14 protein-coding genes and 1 tRNA gene are annotated in these 13,943 nt (G+C 68.6%); 8 read left to right on the top strand and 7 right to left on the bottom strand.

The annotated features are described in order from the left end of the window. Nucleotides 1–29: 29 nt before the first annotated feature. The 5 genes from tmk to ACUYM2_RS03085 all read left to right on the top strand — a co-directional run bounded on the left by tmk (nucleotide 30) and on the right by ACUYM2_RS03085 (nucleotide 5,194). Nucleotides 30–698 carry a dTMP kinase gene (gene tmk / locus ACUYM2_RS03105; RefSeq protein WP_481598747.1) on the top strand — a complete coding sequence of 223 codons (669 nt, stop codon included), beginning with the start codon at nucleotides 30–32 and terminating at the stop codon, nucleotides 696–698. Then, nucleotides 695–1,837, top strand: coding sequence for a DNA polymerase III subunit delta' (locus ACUYM2_RS03100; RefSeq protein ID WP_481598746.1), 1,143 nt, complete (start codon nucleotides 695–697; stop codon nucleotides 1,835–1,837). The genes tmk and ACUYM2_RS03100 overlap by 4 nt, the downstream gene beginning before the upstream one ends. 59 nt (nucleotides 1,838–1,896) lie before the next feature. Beyond that, entirely contained in the window at nucleotides 1,897–3,480 is a 1,584-nt protein-coding gene (locus ACUYM2_RS03095) for an alpha/beta hydrolase (protein WP_481598745.1), read from the top strand. 102 nt (nucleotides 3,481–3,582) lie between these two features. Next, a tRNA-Thr gene (locus ACUYM2_RS03090) sits at nucleotides 3,583–3,655 on the top strand. A 243-nt stretch (nucleotides 3,656–3,898) separates the two neighbouring features. Further along, a complete protein-coding gene (locus tag ACUYM2_RS03085; RefSeq protein ID WP_481598744.1) occupies nucleotides 3,899–5,194 on the top strand; it encodes an MFS transporter in 1,296 nt (431 codons plus the stop codon). Nucleotides 5,195–5,243: 49 nt separating this feature from the next. Here the strand turns inward: ACUYM2_RS03085 and ACUYM2_RS03080 are convergent, their stop codons facing one another. After that, entirely contained in the window at nucleotides 5,244–5,717 is a 474-nt protein-coding gene (locus ACUYM2_RS03080) for a DUF2231 domain-containing protein (RefSeq protein WP_481598743.1), read from the bottom strand. A gap of 71 nt (nucleotides 5,718–5,788) precedes the next feature. Here ACUYM2_RS03080 and ACUYM2_RS03075 point away from each other — a divergent pair, with 71 nt between their 5' ends. The 3 genes from ACUYM2_RS03075 (at nucleotide 5,789) to ACUYM2_RS03065 (ending at nucleotide 8,278) form a co-directional block, all read left to right on the top strand. Further along, a complete protein-coding gene (locus ACUYM2_RS03075; protein WP_481598742.1) occupies nucleotides 5,789–6,736 on the top strand; it encodes a hypothetical protein in 948 nt (315 codons plus the stop codon). A gap of 36 nt (nucleotides 6,737–6,772) precedes the next feature. Beyond that, entirely contained in the window at nucleotides 6,773–7,000 is a 228-nt protein-coding gene (locus tag ACUYM2_RS03070; RefSeq protein WP_481598741.1) for a hypothetical protein, read from the top strand. Nucleotides 7,001–7,192: 192 nt separating this feature from the next. After that, nucleotides 7,193–8,278, top strand: coding sequence for a TRAP transporter substrate-binding protein (locus tag ACUYM2_RS03065; protein WP_481598740.1), 1,086 nt, complete (start codon nucleotides 7,193–7,195; stop codon nucleotides 8,276–8,278). Nucleotides 8,279–8,383: 105 nt separating this feature from the next. Here the strand turns inward: ACUYM2_RS03065 and ACUYM2_RS03060 are convergent, their stop codons facing one another. From ACUYM2_RS03060 to ACUYM2_RS03035, 6 genes are all read right to left on the bottom strand, one after another. Continuing rightward, entirely contained in the window at nucleotides 8,384–9,229 is an 846-nt protein-coding gene (locus ACUYM2_RS03060; RefSeq protein ID WP_481598739.1) for an aldo/keto reductase, read from the bottom strand. Nucleotides 9,230–9,324: 95 nt separating this feature from the next. After that, nucleotides 9,325–9,780, bottom strand: coding sequence for a hypothetical protein (locus ACUYM2_RS03055; RefSeq protein ID WP_481598738.1), 456 nt, complete (start codon nucleotides 9,778–9,780; stop codon nucleotides 9,325–9,327). A gap of 7 nt (nucleotides 9,781–9,787) precedes the next feature. Then, nucleotides 9,788–10,456, bottom strand: a complete 669-nt coding sequence (locus ACUYM2_RS03050; RefSeq protein ID WP_481598737.1) for a bacterial proteasome activator family protein — start codon at nucleotides 10,454–10,456, stop codon at nucleotides 9,788–9,790. 154 nt (nucleotides 10,457–10,610) lie between these two features. Beyond that, nucleotides 10,611–10,802 carry a YbdD/YjiX family protein gene (locus ACUYM2_RS03045; protein WP_481598736.1) on the bottom strand — a complete coding sequence of 64 codons (192 nt, stop codon included), beginning with the start codon at nucleotides 10,800–10,802 and terminating at the stop codon, nucleotides 10,611–10,613. An 11-nt stretch (nucleotides 10,803–10,813) separates the two neighbouring features. Then, nucleotides 10,814–13,105 (bottom strand): carbon starvation CstA family protein, encoded by a 2,292-nt coding sequence (locus tag ACUYM2_RS03040; protein ID WP_481601386.1) that lies wholly within the window; start codon nucleotides 13,103–13,105, stop codon nucleotides 10,814–10,816. A gap of 173 nt (nucleotides 13,106–13,278) precedes the next feature. After that, the gene (locus ACUYM2_RS03035; RefSeq protein WP_481598735.1) at nucleotides 13,279–13,812 is read right to left on the bottom strand and encodes a PadR family transcriptional regulator; all 534 of its coding nucleotides are present in this window, start codon (nucleotides 13,810–13,812) and stop codon (nucleotides 13,279–13,281) included. Between the last annotated feature and the right edge of the window lie 131 nt (nucleotides 13,813–13,943).

Here is a 13,943-nt window from a genome sequence, read left to right as displayed (position 1 = left end):
GTGTCGGTGATTGTCGGTAGGCTAGAGCCGTGACTACCCAGACCCCCGGACCGTTCCCCGGCCTGTTCATTGCCTTCGAGGGCGGTGACGGCGCCGGCAAATCCACCCAGGCGGCGGAACTTGCAACGGCGCTGGAGACCCGCGGGCTGACGGTGCTCCGGACCCGGGAACCGGGCGGCACCCCGATCGGCGAGAAACTGCGCTCACTGGTGCTGGAGCACGGCCACGGCCACATCGACGCCCGCACCGAGGCCCTGATCTTCGCGGCCTCCCGCGCCGCGCACGCCGACCAAGTCATCCGTCCAGCGCTGGAGCGGGGCGAGGTGGTCCTCACCGACCGGTACATCGATTCCTCGGTCGCCTACCAGGGCGCTGGCCGGGAGCTCGGCACCGAGGCGGTGCGCCAGCTCAATGACTGGGCCACCTCCGGCCTGCAGCCGGACCTCACGGTGCTCCTCGACGTCGACCCTGCCGACGGCCGCCGGCGCCGGACCGCCGGTGACGCCTCGGAGGACCGGCTCGAATCCGAGGCCGACGAATTCCATGCCCGGATCCGTGCCGCCTTCCTGGCCCTGGCCGCGGCCCGGCCGGAAAAGTACCTTGTGCTCGCGGCGCACCTGCCGGTGCAGGAGCTGGCGGCCCGGATCCTGGAACGGGTCGGGGCGTTGCTCTCGCTCCGCCAGGGCAGCTCGGCATGAGTGTCTGGGATGACCTCCAGGGCCAACCGGCCGTCGTCGCCCAACTCCGCCAGGCCGCGGAGGGCGAAGGGCTCACGCACGCCTGGCTGTTCACCGGGCCGCCGGGGTCGGGGCGCTCCAACGCCGCGAAGGCGTTTGCCGCGGCGTTGAACTGCGACCAGGAGGACGTGGCCCGGCGGGGCTGCGGCGAATGCGCGGCGTGCCAGACCATCGTCGGCGAGACGCACTCCGATGTGACCTTCGTGCGGACCGAGAAGGTCACCATCACGATCGACGAGGCCCGCGAACTTGTCTCGACCGCCGGCAACCGTCCCTCCTCCGCGCGCTGGCGCATCATCGTCGTCGAAGACGCGGACCGGATGGCGGAGCGGACCACCAATGTGCTGCTCAAGGCCATCGAGGAGCCCACCCCGCGCACCATCTGGATGCTCTGCGCCCCGTCCCCCGCCGACGTGCTCGTGACCATCCGCTCCCGCTGCCGCCCGGTGGCGCTGCGGCTTCCGCCCGCAGCCGACGTCGCGGCGCTGCTGGTCAAGCGCGACGGCGTCGAACCGGACGTTGCCGAGCGCGCGGCCCGCGCTGCGCAAAGCCATGTGGGGATCGCGCGCCGGCTGGCCCGGGACCCTGAGGCGCGGCAGCGCCGGCTGGAGACGGTCCGCTTCCCGCTGCACCTGCGGGGCATCACCGCGGCGGTGATGATGGCGGACAAGCTCGTCAAGATCGCCACCGAGGAAGCCAACAGCTCCAACGATGAGCGCGACGCCGCCGAGAAGGCCGCGCTGCTCGCAACGCTCGGGGCACCCGAAAGCGGCCCGCTGCCGCCGGCCATGCGCGGGCAGGTCAAACAGCTGGAAGACGACCAGAAGCGCCGCGCCAAGCGCTCCGTCACCGACTCCCTTGACCGCACCCTGACCGACCTGCTGTCCTTTTACCGGGACGTGCTGATCATCCAGATGGGGAACGCCGTTGAGCTGGTCAACGTTGAGCTGAGGAACGAACTTCAGGAGTTCGCCGGACACTCAACGGCAGAGTCGACACTTGCCCGGATGGATGCCATCAATAAGGCCCGCAAGCGGATCACCACCACCAACGTGGCCCCGCTGCTGGCCATCGAATCCATGACCAGCAGCCTGATCTGACCCGGCAGCAACGCTCGACCCCCTCGATCCGCACAGTTCCACATCCCAAGGAGAACAGCATGACGTCAGCACCACCATCCCCGGCAGGCCACCGGAGCCGGGTGCCCGGGGTGCGGTCGGCCGGTGCCTTGTCGCTGGGCCTGGTACTGGCCCTCGTGCTGTCATCCTGCACGCTCTTCGGTTCCGGCGACGGCGGCTCCAAGAGCGCTCCGGGCAAGGCCGACCCCTCCATCGCCGCCGCCGCCCCGGCCGAGCTGCGCAGCTTCTACTCCCAGCAGCTGAACTGGACCCGCTGCGAGGGGGACTTCCAATGCGCCAAGATCAAGGTCCCGCTGGATTACAACAAGCCCGACGGCGACTCGATCGAACTTGCCGCGATCAAGCTGGCCACGAAGGCCGGCAACAAGAAGGGCAGCCTGCTGGTGAACCCCGGAGGCCCGGGCGGCTCCGGGTACGACTTCGTCAGGGACGCCGGCTCCACGAACATTTCCGAGAAGGTGCGCTCCAACTACGACGTCGTGGGCTTCGATCCGCGCGGGGTGAAGCGCTCCGCGCCGGTCACCTGCCTCACCGACCGGGAACGTGACGCCAACCGGGCCAAGATCTACCGGCTGGACACCGACGCCGGGCTGGCCGAGGCGCTCGCAGACAACAAGGCCATCGCCGCGAAGTGTGCCGAGAAGACCGGCCCCGTCCTGGGCCATGTGGACACCGTAAGCGCCGCCAAGGACCTCGACGTCCTCCGCGGTGTGCTGAACGACACCAAGCTGAACTACCTGGGCTACTCCTACGGAACCTTCCTGGGCTCCACTTACGCCTCACTCTTCCCGGACAACGTCGGCCGGATGGTCCTGGACGGCGCCATGGACCCGTCGCTGAGCTATGAGGAGCTGACCAGCGGCCAGGCGAAGGCCTTCGAGAAGGCCATCCGCGCCTATGTGACGAACTGCCTCCAGGACAGCGGCTGCCCGTTGAGCGGCGGCCCGGACAACGCGATCCGGCAGATCCAGGACCTCATCGCGGCGGTGGAAGCGAATCCGAAATCCGCCAAGGATGGCCGGGTGGTCAACGCGTCCATGTTCGTCAGCGGTTTTATCCTGCCGTTCTACAACGACGACAACTGGCCCGTCCTGACCCAGGCCTTGGACAGTGCGATGAAGGGTGACCTGTCGCCGATGCTGCGCCTCTCCGACTTCGGCGCGGACCGCGAGCCCGACGGCACGTATTCGGCAAATTCGGCGTTCGCGTTCAACGCCATCAATTGCCTTGACTACCCGATGTCCACCGACACCGCCGCGATGCGCGCCGAAGAGAAGCGGCTCCGCCAGCTCTCCCCCACCCTCGGCTACTACTTCGCCTACGGCGGCACCAGCTGCAAGGACTGGCCGTACAAGAGCGTCCGCACCCCCGCGCCGGCCGAGTACAAGGGTTCGACCGACATCCTGGTGGTCGGCACCACCGGCGACCCCGCGACGCCGGTCGAGTGGGCCAGCGCCCTGCGCAAGCAGCTCGGTACCGCCTCGCTGCTGACCTGGAAGGGCGAAGGCCACACCGCCTACGGCCGCTCCAACAGCTGCATCGAAAAGGCCGTGGACGGCTACCTCGTGGACGGCAAGACACCGGCAGACAACACGGTCTGCTGATCCGCTGACAGCCCGCGCCCGCCCATTTTGACCCGGGTGCGGGGACTCCATTACAGTTGTCTCTTGCATGATCCGCCCGGTTCGCCGGGGTTTCACGCGGTTGCTTCCTTAGCTCAGTCGGTAGAGCGTCTCACTCGTAATGAGAAGGTCATCAGTTCGATTCTGATAGGAAGCTCGAGAAAGCGACAACAATGAACCCCCGGAAAGCACCGTTTCCGGGGGTTCTTTGCTGCCCGCCCACCTGGGCCGGACCGTCTGCGGGGTGCGGTCCGGGGGGACTTCGGCTCGGACACGCCGCGCGCTGGCGGTGCAGGGGCCGAACCCGGCTCCAAAGCCGCCCGGGACGGCTGCCGAGAGGCACCCGGCCCCTGCCAGGCCCGGCCTTGTCAATGCCGGCCGCGTCCGCGACTCTAGGGACATGGACCGGCCTGAGCGCAAGGTGCCCGACTCTCCGGCGCCGGCCGGGCTGCCGGCTCGGGCACGCGGGCCGTGGGGAACGGTGGTCAGTTTCGGGCTGGTGAGCCTGGCGACCGACGTCGTGTCCGACGGCGCCCGCCCCCTCGCCGGACCGCTACTGGCCCAGCTCGGCGCTTCCGCGCTGCTGGTGGGGCTCGTCACCGGCGGGGCCGAGGCCGCGGCGCAGGGCCTGCGCCTGGTCTTTGGGCCGTGGGCGGACCGCACGCGCAAGTACTGGACCTTCACGCTGGCGGGGTACGCGCTCACAGCCTTCTGCGTGCCGCTGCTGGCCTTCGCCCCGGCCGCGGGCGCGGCCGGACTGGTTCTGGCTTCGGCCCTGATAATCGGCGACCGTGTGGGCAAGGCAGTGCGGAGTCCGGCCAAGACCGTGCTGCTCGCCTCCGCCGCCAAGCAGGTGGGCCGCGGGCGGGGCTTCGCCGTGCACAAGTCCCTGGACCTCGCCGGGGCGCTCCTGGGACCGCTCATCGTGGCGGCCGTGCTGGCGGCCACTGGCGTGATCTCGGCAGCGTTCGCAGTCCTCGCCGTTCCGGCAGCGATGGCGCTGACCCTGCTGTTCGGGCTGCGCCGCCGGGCTGCCGACCCGGGGCCCCGCCCAAGTCCTGAACCGGATGACCCCGCTGCCACGGAGGGCAACCACGGCGGGGACCCCGCGCGGGAGACGGTTCCCGGCACCGCCGGCAGGGCGCCGTCGTTGCTTTCCGGGGTTTTTCTGCTCTTTGCGGTGTGCGCCTTTTTCTGGAGCGCGAGACTGGTGGCCTTCGGCGTGATCTCCTACCACCTGACCACTGCGGTGGCGGTTCCCGCTCCGGTGGTCCCGCTGCTCTACGCCGCGGCCATGGGCGCAGCCGCGCTTGGCGCCCTGGGCAGCGGCTTCCTCTACGACAAGCTGGGCCCGGCCGTGCTGCTGGCACTGCCCGTGCTCATTGCAGCCATTCCGGTGCTGGCGTTCTCCCCCGGCGTCGCCCTTGTGCTGGCCGGCGTGGCCATCTGGGGCACCGCCACCGGCATCCAGGACTCTACCGTCAAAGCGCTGGTAGCCGACCTCGTGCCGGAGTCGCGGCAGGGATCGGCCTACGGGGTCTTCGCGGCTTTCGAGGGAGCCGGCGCGCTGGCCGGCGGTGCGCTTTACGGCGCCCTCTACGGGGCCTCCCCTGCGCTGATCGCGGCGGTTGCCGCCCTGCAGGCTGTTGCCCTGGTGCTGCTGCTGATGACGGTGCGGCGGGCTCGCCGGGTCTGACGCCCGTGCCGCCCCAGGGGGCGCGCCCTAATTTGGGCAGTCCGCCCTGTCAGCGCGCCCAGACCGACGCGGCGCCGGAGTGCCCGGTGATGACGCTCTGGTAGACGAAGAAGGCGCCGGCCAAGGCCCCGGCCACCAGCAGGACGGTCCGCAGGACCCGGTTTTCGCGCAGGCTGCCGAGGAAGGCGAGGCGGCGGCCGATCGGTTCAAAGCTCACCACGATCATCGCCGCGACAATCACGAAAAAAATGACCGAAACAACCTTCAGCACATCACCCTGCTCGGCATGTTCCCGGACCAACTCCGTCGACGGACGGGCCTTTTGCAACTGCTCCCCCGCCTGCGCGGTGACGAGAGCGACCGGAACCAGCCCCAGCGAGAGGACCCCCAACGGCCAGGCCAGGTACCTGCGCCAGCGGGGCGCCGCCGCGTAGGCGATGGCCGCGAGGCCGGCTATGGGGCCAAGCACCACGACGGCGTGGACCAGGAGGATGTGGGCCGGGAGCCCGCCTATTTCAATCACGTGGAATCTCCTACGGTGGACGTGGGCTGCGCGCCCCCGGGGTGGGGGGCCGGAGCTTCTATGATTCTTGCATGGCAAAACGTGAGCTCGCGGACATTGCGGCGCAGCTCTATGCGATGCCGTTCGACGCCTTTGTCGCGGGCCGCAATGCCGCGGCCAAGGACCTGCTCTCCGCGGCGCCGGAGCTGCGTTCCCGCGCCGCCGAGGTGCGCTCCCTGCCCAAGCCTTCGGTGGGTGCCTGGGCTGTCAACATGCTCGCTTGGCAGCGGCCCGAAACACTTCGTGACCTGGTCGAGCTGGGACTCGCCATGCGCCGGGCCCAGGCGAACCTCGACGCGGCAGCGCTCCGCAGCCTGTCGCGGGAACGTCGGACCATGCTGGCCGGCGCCGTCGACGCGGCCCGCACCGTGGCGGAGCAGCAGGGGCGGAAGATCAGCGGCACCGTCGCAACCGAAGTGGAACAGACCCTGCGCGCGGCCACGGCTGACGAGGGCGCCGCTGCCGCCGTCCGGAGCGGGCGGCTGCTGCGGGCGCTCTCCGCCGACGGCGTCGACGTCGTAGACCTCGACGGCGCCGTTGCCGTTCCGGAGGCCGCATGGGCCGTGCCTGCGGCTGCTCCACCCCCGGCCCGGCGGCCCGGCACCCCGCCGGCTGCTGAGCAGCCGCGGCTCCGGGCGGTCCGGCAGGAGCGGGCGGCACCCACCCCGTCGGCGAGGGAACGTGCCCAGGCCGCCCTGCAGCAGGCCGCCGACGACGCCCGCTCCAGCGCCACGGAAGCCGAACGCACGGGCGCGGAGCTACAGGACGCGAACGAGGACGCGACCGCGCTGGCCGAGGAGGCGGGCAGGCTGAAGGAACAACTGGAGCAGGCCGAGGCCGGGCTGCGGCAGGCCCGCAGGCGCGCGGAGTCGGCTGCTGCTGCCGCGCACCAGGCCGCCCGTGCTGCCGATAAGGCCCGCCGCCGGGAGGACCTTGCCCGGGAACGCGTGCTGCGGCTGGGCAACACGCCGGGAGGATGACCGCTTACTGTCAGAGGCCGGTTGCAGACTTAATTCATGGAAAAGCATCAGGATTTTGCAGCAGCCCAGCCAACAGCAGCCCAGCATGCAGAAGACCTGCACTGGGAAGTCACTTACCTGGACACCGACTGCGGGCGCGTCCGCACCGAAACCTTCGACGACGCCACGTCGGCCGAGCGTTTTGCCAGCCGCCGCCTCCTCGACGAGGACGGCTGGGCGATCGTCGACGCCGTACACCCCCGCCAGGCCCGGGCCGCCGCCTAGGACCGGACGGCGCCTGCTGGCCGAGGGCAGGAGCGGCCGCCAGGCCCTGCCCGTCCGACGTTTCCTGCCGGCATGGCCGCCGGTCTGTTGGGCGAGGGCCGAAGGGAGTAGCTTTCAAGGTGGAGGCTTCGTCTCCACCGGTGGCTGCTGCGGTGGAGGAACTCGCCTCTGGATCCGGGCGTGGAGGCCAGCATGAATTCACAGTTTCGCGGCGGAGCGATAATGGCGGCGGTGACCATTGTTCTGGCGACCGCCGGTTGCGGGACGCCTGCCGGTCCTCCCCCGGCGGACCAACGATACGCCGACGATGCAACGGTCCTGACCTTGGCCACCGCCGGCGGACCGGACGGCCGTTCCGCAGCCCAGATCCAGGAATTCACCCGGCAGGTGCAGGAAATCTCCCGGGGCAGCATGCGGATCGAGCTCGTACTGAAGGCGGCCGCCGACGAGGCGGGGGCGTGGGATCAGGCAGTAGCCCAGTCCACCGAGGGCGGCGACTTCGACATGGCACTGATCCCCACCCGGACCTGGGAGTCGGAGGGCGTCGTGTCCTTCGCGGCCCTCTCCGCCCCGTTCCTCAGGCCCTCGGATGAGGTGGTCACCAAGATCGTCGCGCCCGAGATCGCGGGCGGCATGATGGCGGGCCTGAAGGCGGTCGGACTCACCGGGCTGGCCCTGCTGCCGGACGGGCCCAGGATGCTCTTCTCCTTTGACGGGCCAGTGACGGCGCCGGCCCAGCTCGCCGGCAAAGTGGTCCGCGCGCCGCGCTCCAGTACGGGCTATGCAACCTTGAAGGCGCTGGGGGCCAGCCCCCAGCCCCTTGCCGGTGATCTCTTCACCGACGCCCTAGACAAGGGCACCGTCAAGGCCGCCGAGTCGTCCTTCACCCGAGCCGGGACCTTTCCACAGCCCAGCACCACCACCGGTAACCTGCCCCTGTACGTGAAGGTCAACTCGCTGGTGATCAACACCAACACCAACTCGCACCTGGCGGCGGACGACCGGCGGATCCTGTTGGAGGCGGCCGCCAAGACTCGGGACGCGGTGACGGGATCCATGCTCCACACCGGCGACGAAGCAGCCGCGTACTGCCACCAAGGCGGCACGATCGTGGAAGCAACCGCGGCGCAGATCGCGGCCTTTGAAGCCGCGGCAGCCCCAATCTACGCACAACTGGAAAAGGACGCCGGCACGCGGGCCCTCATTGCGAAGATCCGTGCCCTCAAAGCCATCTCAGGCGAAGCCGCCCCCATCGCCCCCTGCAACGCTGCCGGCTGACGGTGCGAAGGAGCCGCGCCGGTCACGCCCGCAACGCCCCACAAAAAAGAGCGGTCCAAGGCCAACGAGACCCTGAACCGCTCTTTCGTTACCGGCTGGATCCGACTAGGCGAAGTCGGAGACCGCCGGGTCTGCGCCGATGCGGCCAGCGCCCTCAGCGGAGCGGTCCAGGCCGTTGATGGCCTCGACATCGGTCTGGTCGAGGGTCACGTCCAGTGCCTCGTAGTTCTCGCGGATGCGGGATTCGGTCACCGACTTGGGGATCACGACGTTGCCGATCGCGAGGTGCCAGGCGATGACCACCTGCGCCGGAGTGGCGTTGTGCTTGGCTGCGATCTGGGCGATAACCGGGCTTTCCAGCAGCTCGCCGCCCTGGCCCAGGGGTGACCATGCCTCGGTGAGGATGCCCTTGGAGGCGTTGAATTCACGCAGCTCCGCCTGGTTGAAGAACGGATGCAGCTCGATCTGGTGGATCGCCGGGACGACGCCGGTTTCGTCGATCAGGCGCTGCAGCCCTTCCTTGGTGAAGTTGGAGACGCCGATGGTCTTGACGCGACCCTGCTTCTGCAGTTCGATGAGCGCCTTCCAAGTGTCCACGTACTTGTCCTGCTTCGGCTGCATCCAGTGGATGAGGTAGAGGTCCAGGGTCTCGAGGCCGAGGCGTTCCATGGATTCCTCAAACGCCTTCAGTGTGGACTCGTAGCCCTGGTCCGCGTTCCACAGCTTTGTGGTGATGAAGATTTCCTCCGGCTTGAGCCCGGAGCGGGCGATGGCGCGGCCCACGCCGGCTTCGTTCCCATAGATCTTGGCCGTGTCGATGTGCCGGTAGCCGGCCTCGAAGGCCTGGACGACGACCTTTTCGGCCACGTCGTCCTCGACCTGCCAGACCCCGTAGCCGAGCTGCGGAATGGTGTTGCCGTTGTTGAATGTCAGTTCAGGAGAAGAAGTCATCTTTTTATCCTGCCGAGTCGCTTCGCACGATGCCAGTGTTTTGCCCCCGCTAAGCTAGGCGCGTAACCCGGAATATCCGGCCCGGGTGCCCGTCATCAGCTTTGGGAGGCCGCCTCGGCCAGGCGGCGTTCGGCGTCGTCAATGTGTTCCACGACCGTCTCCGCGCGGCGGCGCACGGACGCGGCGCCCACCGGCACCGGCCCGACGGCGAGGCGGAGCATGGCCGCCGCTTCCGCCGTCATGGCCAGCGAGTTGCCCGCCGTCGACAGCGAGCGGTGCACGCCGGCCAACGCCCCGGGGATGTCGAGGCCGTCACTGGGCGAGCGGCGCTGCGCTTCCATGCAAATCCGCCGGACCCGGACGGCAAGGTCGGAAAGTTCGTTAGCGATCTCGACCAGTTCCGCATAGAGTGCCTCGTCCTCGACGCCTTCAAGCACTTGGTGGTAACGGTCCAGTCCCCGGACGAACCGGTCATGGGCGCGCCGCCACAGGCCCTTCCCGAGTTCGGCGTCGTCCTTGCGTCCCTGCCGCGCGGCGCTGAAGAATCCCAACGGTGTCCTAGAGGTACTGGCCGGGACCGTGGTCCGGATCGACTGGGCGGGCCGGCTGCGTGGGATCTGCGCCGGGCTGCGGTTCGGCGGCCCGCTGGGGTTCACCGTTTTCCCCGATGACGACGCCGGGCGCGATCATGGTGCCCGGCGGCAGCTGGCGGAGCTGCAGCTGCGCGGCAGCGTGTTCCCGGGCGGCATGCTGGGCCGCGATCGCCGTCTGGATCCCGTGGAAGAGACCTTCGAGCCAGCCGACCAGCTGGGCCTGCGCGATGCGCAGTTCAGCGTCGGAGGGGGTGCCGTCCTCGGTAAACGGGAGGTGGATCCGTTCGAGCTCCTGCACCAGTTCGGGGGCCAGTCCGTCTTCAAGTTCCTTGATTGAGCGTTCGTGGATTTCGGCCAGCCGGATCCGGGCCGCATCGTCCAGGGGGGCGGACTTCACTTCGTCCAGCAGCTGCTTGAGCATGGTGCCGATCCGCATGACCTTCGCCGGTTCGTCCACCAGGTCCTGCAGGTGGCTTGCGCGGCCGCGCGGGGCCTGCCCGGGCGAATCGGACAGGCGCGGGGCGGGTCCGCGGGCCGGCGCGTCGGCAGCGGAGGCGTCCTGCGCTGGAGCGGGCGTGGCGATGCCCTCCATCGGGTTGTCGTCGCCGGGCAGAGTGTCGATCGGATCGCTCATGGGTTCATACTCTCACGCGCGGAGACGGTGGGCCGCGGTGCATGACGATCGGTTCCGGGCTCGGGTGTCGGGCCCGGTTCCGGCGCCGGTAACAGCAGAAGGCGCCGCCGGGAACGGGTGTTCCCAACGGCGCCTCCGGCAGGGAGAGGGCCCCCTAGCAGCAGCGGCCCTGCGGATTGCTGTCCTGGCGGTCCGTGTGGTCGCGCCAGAAGTCACGCTCGCACATCGGTTGGCCGTCGTGGCCCGAGGCCTGGTGGTGCTCCAGGTACTTCTTGTAGGCGTCGGCTCCGAGGACACCGCTGAAGTACTCGGCAAAGCCCCGGAATCCCGCTACGAGTGCATTCATGGCAGCAACCGTCAGTGCCGTGCGGAGTGTTCGAGCCGCTGGTCTGCCGGCAGCTTCTTCCACTCCGCATCCAGTTCGCGTTCCGCGGCGGTCGGGAACAGCCCGGCCGGCGCGAATACGCGGGACGGCTGCGCCGGATCCTCGTATTCGACGTTGGGGATGCCGGCCGAGGCGTTGCGGAAGGCCTTAGCAGTGGCGATCAGGGCCGTGACGATCACGATGATGCTCAGCACCACGAAGATGATCGAGAGCCAGCCCTGGATCATCGTGTTGCGGACCACGGCTTCCATGGCAGCCTGCGTCTTGGCCGTGCCGAAGGAGGTCTTCCCGTCGGCAAGTGCCTTGGCGAACGCTGCGTTGTTGGCGAAATACCCGACGGCCGGGACCGGCGAGAAGATCTTGTAGAAGCTCGCGGTGATGGTGACGACGGCCGCGAAGGCCAGCGGCAGCGCCACAATCCAGAGGTATTTGAAGGTGCCGCGCTTGGCCACAATGGCCAGGACCACGGACAGGGCGATGGCTGCAAGCAGCTGGTTGGCGATGCCGAACAGCGGGAACAGGGTGTTGATGCCGCCCAGCGGGTCGGTGACGCCCATCAGCAGCACGGCGCCCCACGCGGCGACCATCACCGCGGTGGCGAGCCATGCCCCCGGCCGCCAGGAGTGGTCCTTGAACTTCGGGACGAAGTTGCCGACCGAGTCCTGCAGCATGAAGCGCGCGACGCGGGTGCCGGCGTCGACCGCCGTCAGGATGAAGAGCGCTTCGAACATGATGGCGAAGTGGTACCAGAACGCCATCATGGCGGTGCCGCCAATGAACTGCTGCATGATGTGGGCCAGGCCGACGGCGAGCGTGGGGGCGCCGCCGGAGCGGGAGATGATGCTCTGCTCGCCGACGTCCTTCGCGGTCTGGGCCAGGACATCGGGCGTCATGTTGACCCCGGCCAGGCCGAGGCTGTTGACCCACTGCGCTGCCGATTCGACCGTGCCGCCGGTCAGGGCGAGCGGCGCGTTCATGGCGAAGTAGATGCCGCGGTCGATCGAGATCGCTGCCACGAGCGCCATGATGGCGACGAACGATTCCATCAGCATGCCGCCGTAGCCGATGAGGCGGGTCTGGCGTTCCTTCTCGATGAGCTTCGGCGTCGTGCCGGAGGAGATCAGGGCGTGGAAGCCGGAGAGGGCGCCGCAGGCGATGGTCACGAAGAGGAAGGGGAACACGGCACCGGCGAAGACCGGTCCGTTGTCGCGGGAGGCGAATTCGCTGAACGCGGGCACGGTGATTTCGGGCCGGACAATGATGATGGCCAGGGCCAGCATCACGATCACGCCGATCTTCATGAAGGTGGAGAGGTAGTCGCGCGGTGCGAGCAGCAGCCACACGGGCAGGATGGCGGCGATGAAGCCGTAGATGATCAGGCCCCAGGCGATGGTGACCTTGTCCAGGTGGAAGACCGCCGCACCCCACTCGGTGCCGGCCACGGCGCCGCCGCCGATGATGGCGGCCATCAGCAGCACGAAGCCGATGAGGGAGACTTCCATGACCTTGCCGGGACGGAGGTAGCGCAGGTACACGCCCATGAACAGGGCGATCGGAATGGTCATGCCGACGGAGAAGACACCCCAGGGGCTTTCGCCGAGGGCGTTGACGACGACGAGCGCCAGGATGGCGACGATGATCACCATGATGAGCAGGGTGGCGACGAGGGCGGCGGTGCCGCCGATCACGCCGAGTTCCTCACGGGCCATCTGGCCGAGCGAGCGGCCGCCGCGGCGCATCGAGAAGAAGAGGACCAGGTAGTCCTGGACGGCGCCGGCAAGGACGACGCCAATGATAATCCAGATGGTGCCGGGCAGGTAGCCCATCTGGGCCGCAATGACCGGGCCGACGAGGGGTCCGGCGCCGGCGATGGCGGCGAAGTGGTGCCCGAACAGCACGTTGCGGTCGGTGCGGACGTAGTCCTTGCCGTCCGCCTTGTATTCGGCGGGGGTGGCGCGGCGGTCGTTCGGCTTGGTGATGTACCGCTCGATGACCTTGGAATAGAAGCGGTAGCCGATCAGGTAGGTGCACACAGAGGCGAACACGAACCAGATTGCATTGACCGTCTCGCCGCGGACGATCGCGAGCATGAACCAGGCGACGCCGCCCAGCAGTGCGATGGCCGCCCAGAGGGCGATTTTCGCGGGCGTCCACTTGCGCTCTTCAGCTTCGCGGACGGACTCGTCGACGGCCGTGGCCGGAAGGCCCGGTACCGGTGTGATGCCGTCGTCGATTTGTGCGGTATTTGGCCCGCCGTCTGGCATTGTGCCCATGTCTCCTCCTTGAGAAACCCCGTGTGGCTGATCAACAATCGGATCTGCCCCATGGCACCTTACCAACGCCGCTTCCCGAAGGATACGGCCGCGGGCCCGCCGCGCCGCACCGCTCGCCCAGCGGTGCGGAGTCCGCGGTGAACGGCGTCACACCGGTACTGCCGTCAGGCCGGGCCGGCCAGCTGCATGAGGCGCGCCTCGCAGAGATCCAGCCACCGGACCTCGGCCTCGGTCTGGAAAATCAGCGAGTCCAGGACCAGGAGCTTCGCGGTGTCCTCAGGGCGCGGGTGCACAACGGCTTCACGCCGCGATTTGGTGTACTCCTGCAGCGCCCGGATGGAAACGGCGCGTTGCGCCTGGATGAGGCCGCCAACGTCGACGGCGGGCAGGGTGAGGGCGAGCGCGAGCTTGATGGCGAGTTCGTTGCGCGGCGGGTTGGCGCGGCCGACGGGCGCGCGGAACCAGTCCCGGACCTGATCCAGGCCAGTCGGGGTGATGCTGTAAATGACGTGCCCTTCGCCGTCGGCGCCGTCTTTTTGGACCAGGCCGTCGCGTTCGAGGCGGTCGAGGGTGGTGTACACCTGCCCGATGTTCAGCGGCCAGGACGCCCCGGTTTGGTCCTCGAATTCGGTCCTGAGCTGGTACCCGTAGCGCGGCCGGTCCTGCAGCAGCGCGAGGAGGCTGTAGCGGATAGACATGGTGTCCCCGAGGGTAGCAGGACGACGGCATACACGCGCCCCAAGACGCGTGTATACCGCGTATGGAATTACATTATCGTCGTTTGCCCCCGGCAGCGACATTGCATATGCCAATCCGGGTATGTTTTGCG

The sequence above is a fragment of the Arthrobacter sp. SD1074B genome, assembly GCF_056780195.1.
This window is presented reverse-complemented; position numbering and strand designations above follow the sequence as displayed.

Excerpts from the sequence above, each read along its gene's own strand:
- ACUYM2_RS03095 (WP_481598745.1), top strand. The coding sequence starts at position 1,897 with ATGACGTCAGCACCACCATCCCCGGCAGGCCACCGGAGCCGGGTGCCC.
- ACUYM2_RS03040 (WP_481601386.1), bottom strand. The coding sequence starts at position 13,105 with ATGCCAGACGGCGGGCCAAATACCGCACAAATCGACGACGGCATCACA.
- ACUYM2_RS03075 (WP_481598742.1), top strand. The coding sequence starts at position 5,789 with ATGGCAAAACGTGAGCTCGCGGACATTGCGGCGCAGCTCTATGCGATG.
- ACUYM2_RS03045 (WP_481598736.1), bottom strand. The coding sequence starts at position 10,802 with ATGAATGCACTCGTAGCGGGATTCCGGGGCTTTGCCGAGTACTTCAGC.
- ACUYM2_RS03100 (WP_481598746.1), top strand. The coding sequence starts at position 695 with ATGAGTGTCTGGGATGACCTCCAGGGCCAACCGGCCGTCGTCGCCCAA.
- ACUYM2_RS03060 (WP_481598739.1), bottom strand. The coding sequence starts at position 9,229 with ATGACTTCTTCTCCTGAACTGACATTCAACAACGGCAACACCATTCCG.
- ACUYM2_RS03070 (WP_481598741.1), top strand. The coding sequence starts at position 6,773 with ATGGAAAAGCATCAGGATTTTGCAGCAGCCCAGCCAACAGCAGCCCAG.
- ACUYM2_RS03050 (WP_481598737.1), bottom strand. The coding sequence starts at position 10,456 with ATGAGCGATCCGATCGACACTCTGCCCGGCGACGACAACCCGATGGAG.
- ACUYM2_RS03035 (WP_481598735.1), bottom strand. The coding sequence starts at position 13,812 with ATGTCTATCCGCTACAGCCTCCTCGCGCTGCTGCAGGACCGGCCGCGC.
- ACUYM2_RS03065 (WP_481598740.1), top strand. The coding sequence starts at position 7,193 with ATGAATTCACAGTTTCGCGGCGGAGCGATAATGGCGGCGGTGACCATT.
- ACUYM2_RS03085 (WP_481598744.1), top strand. The coding sequence starts at position 3,899 with ATGGACCGGCCTGAGCGCAAGGTGCCCGACTCTCCGGCGCCGGCCGGG.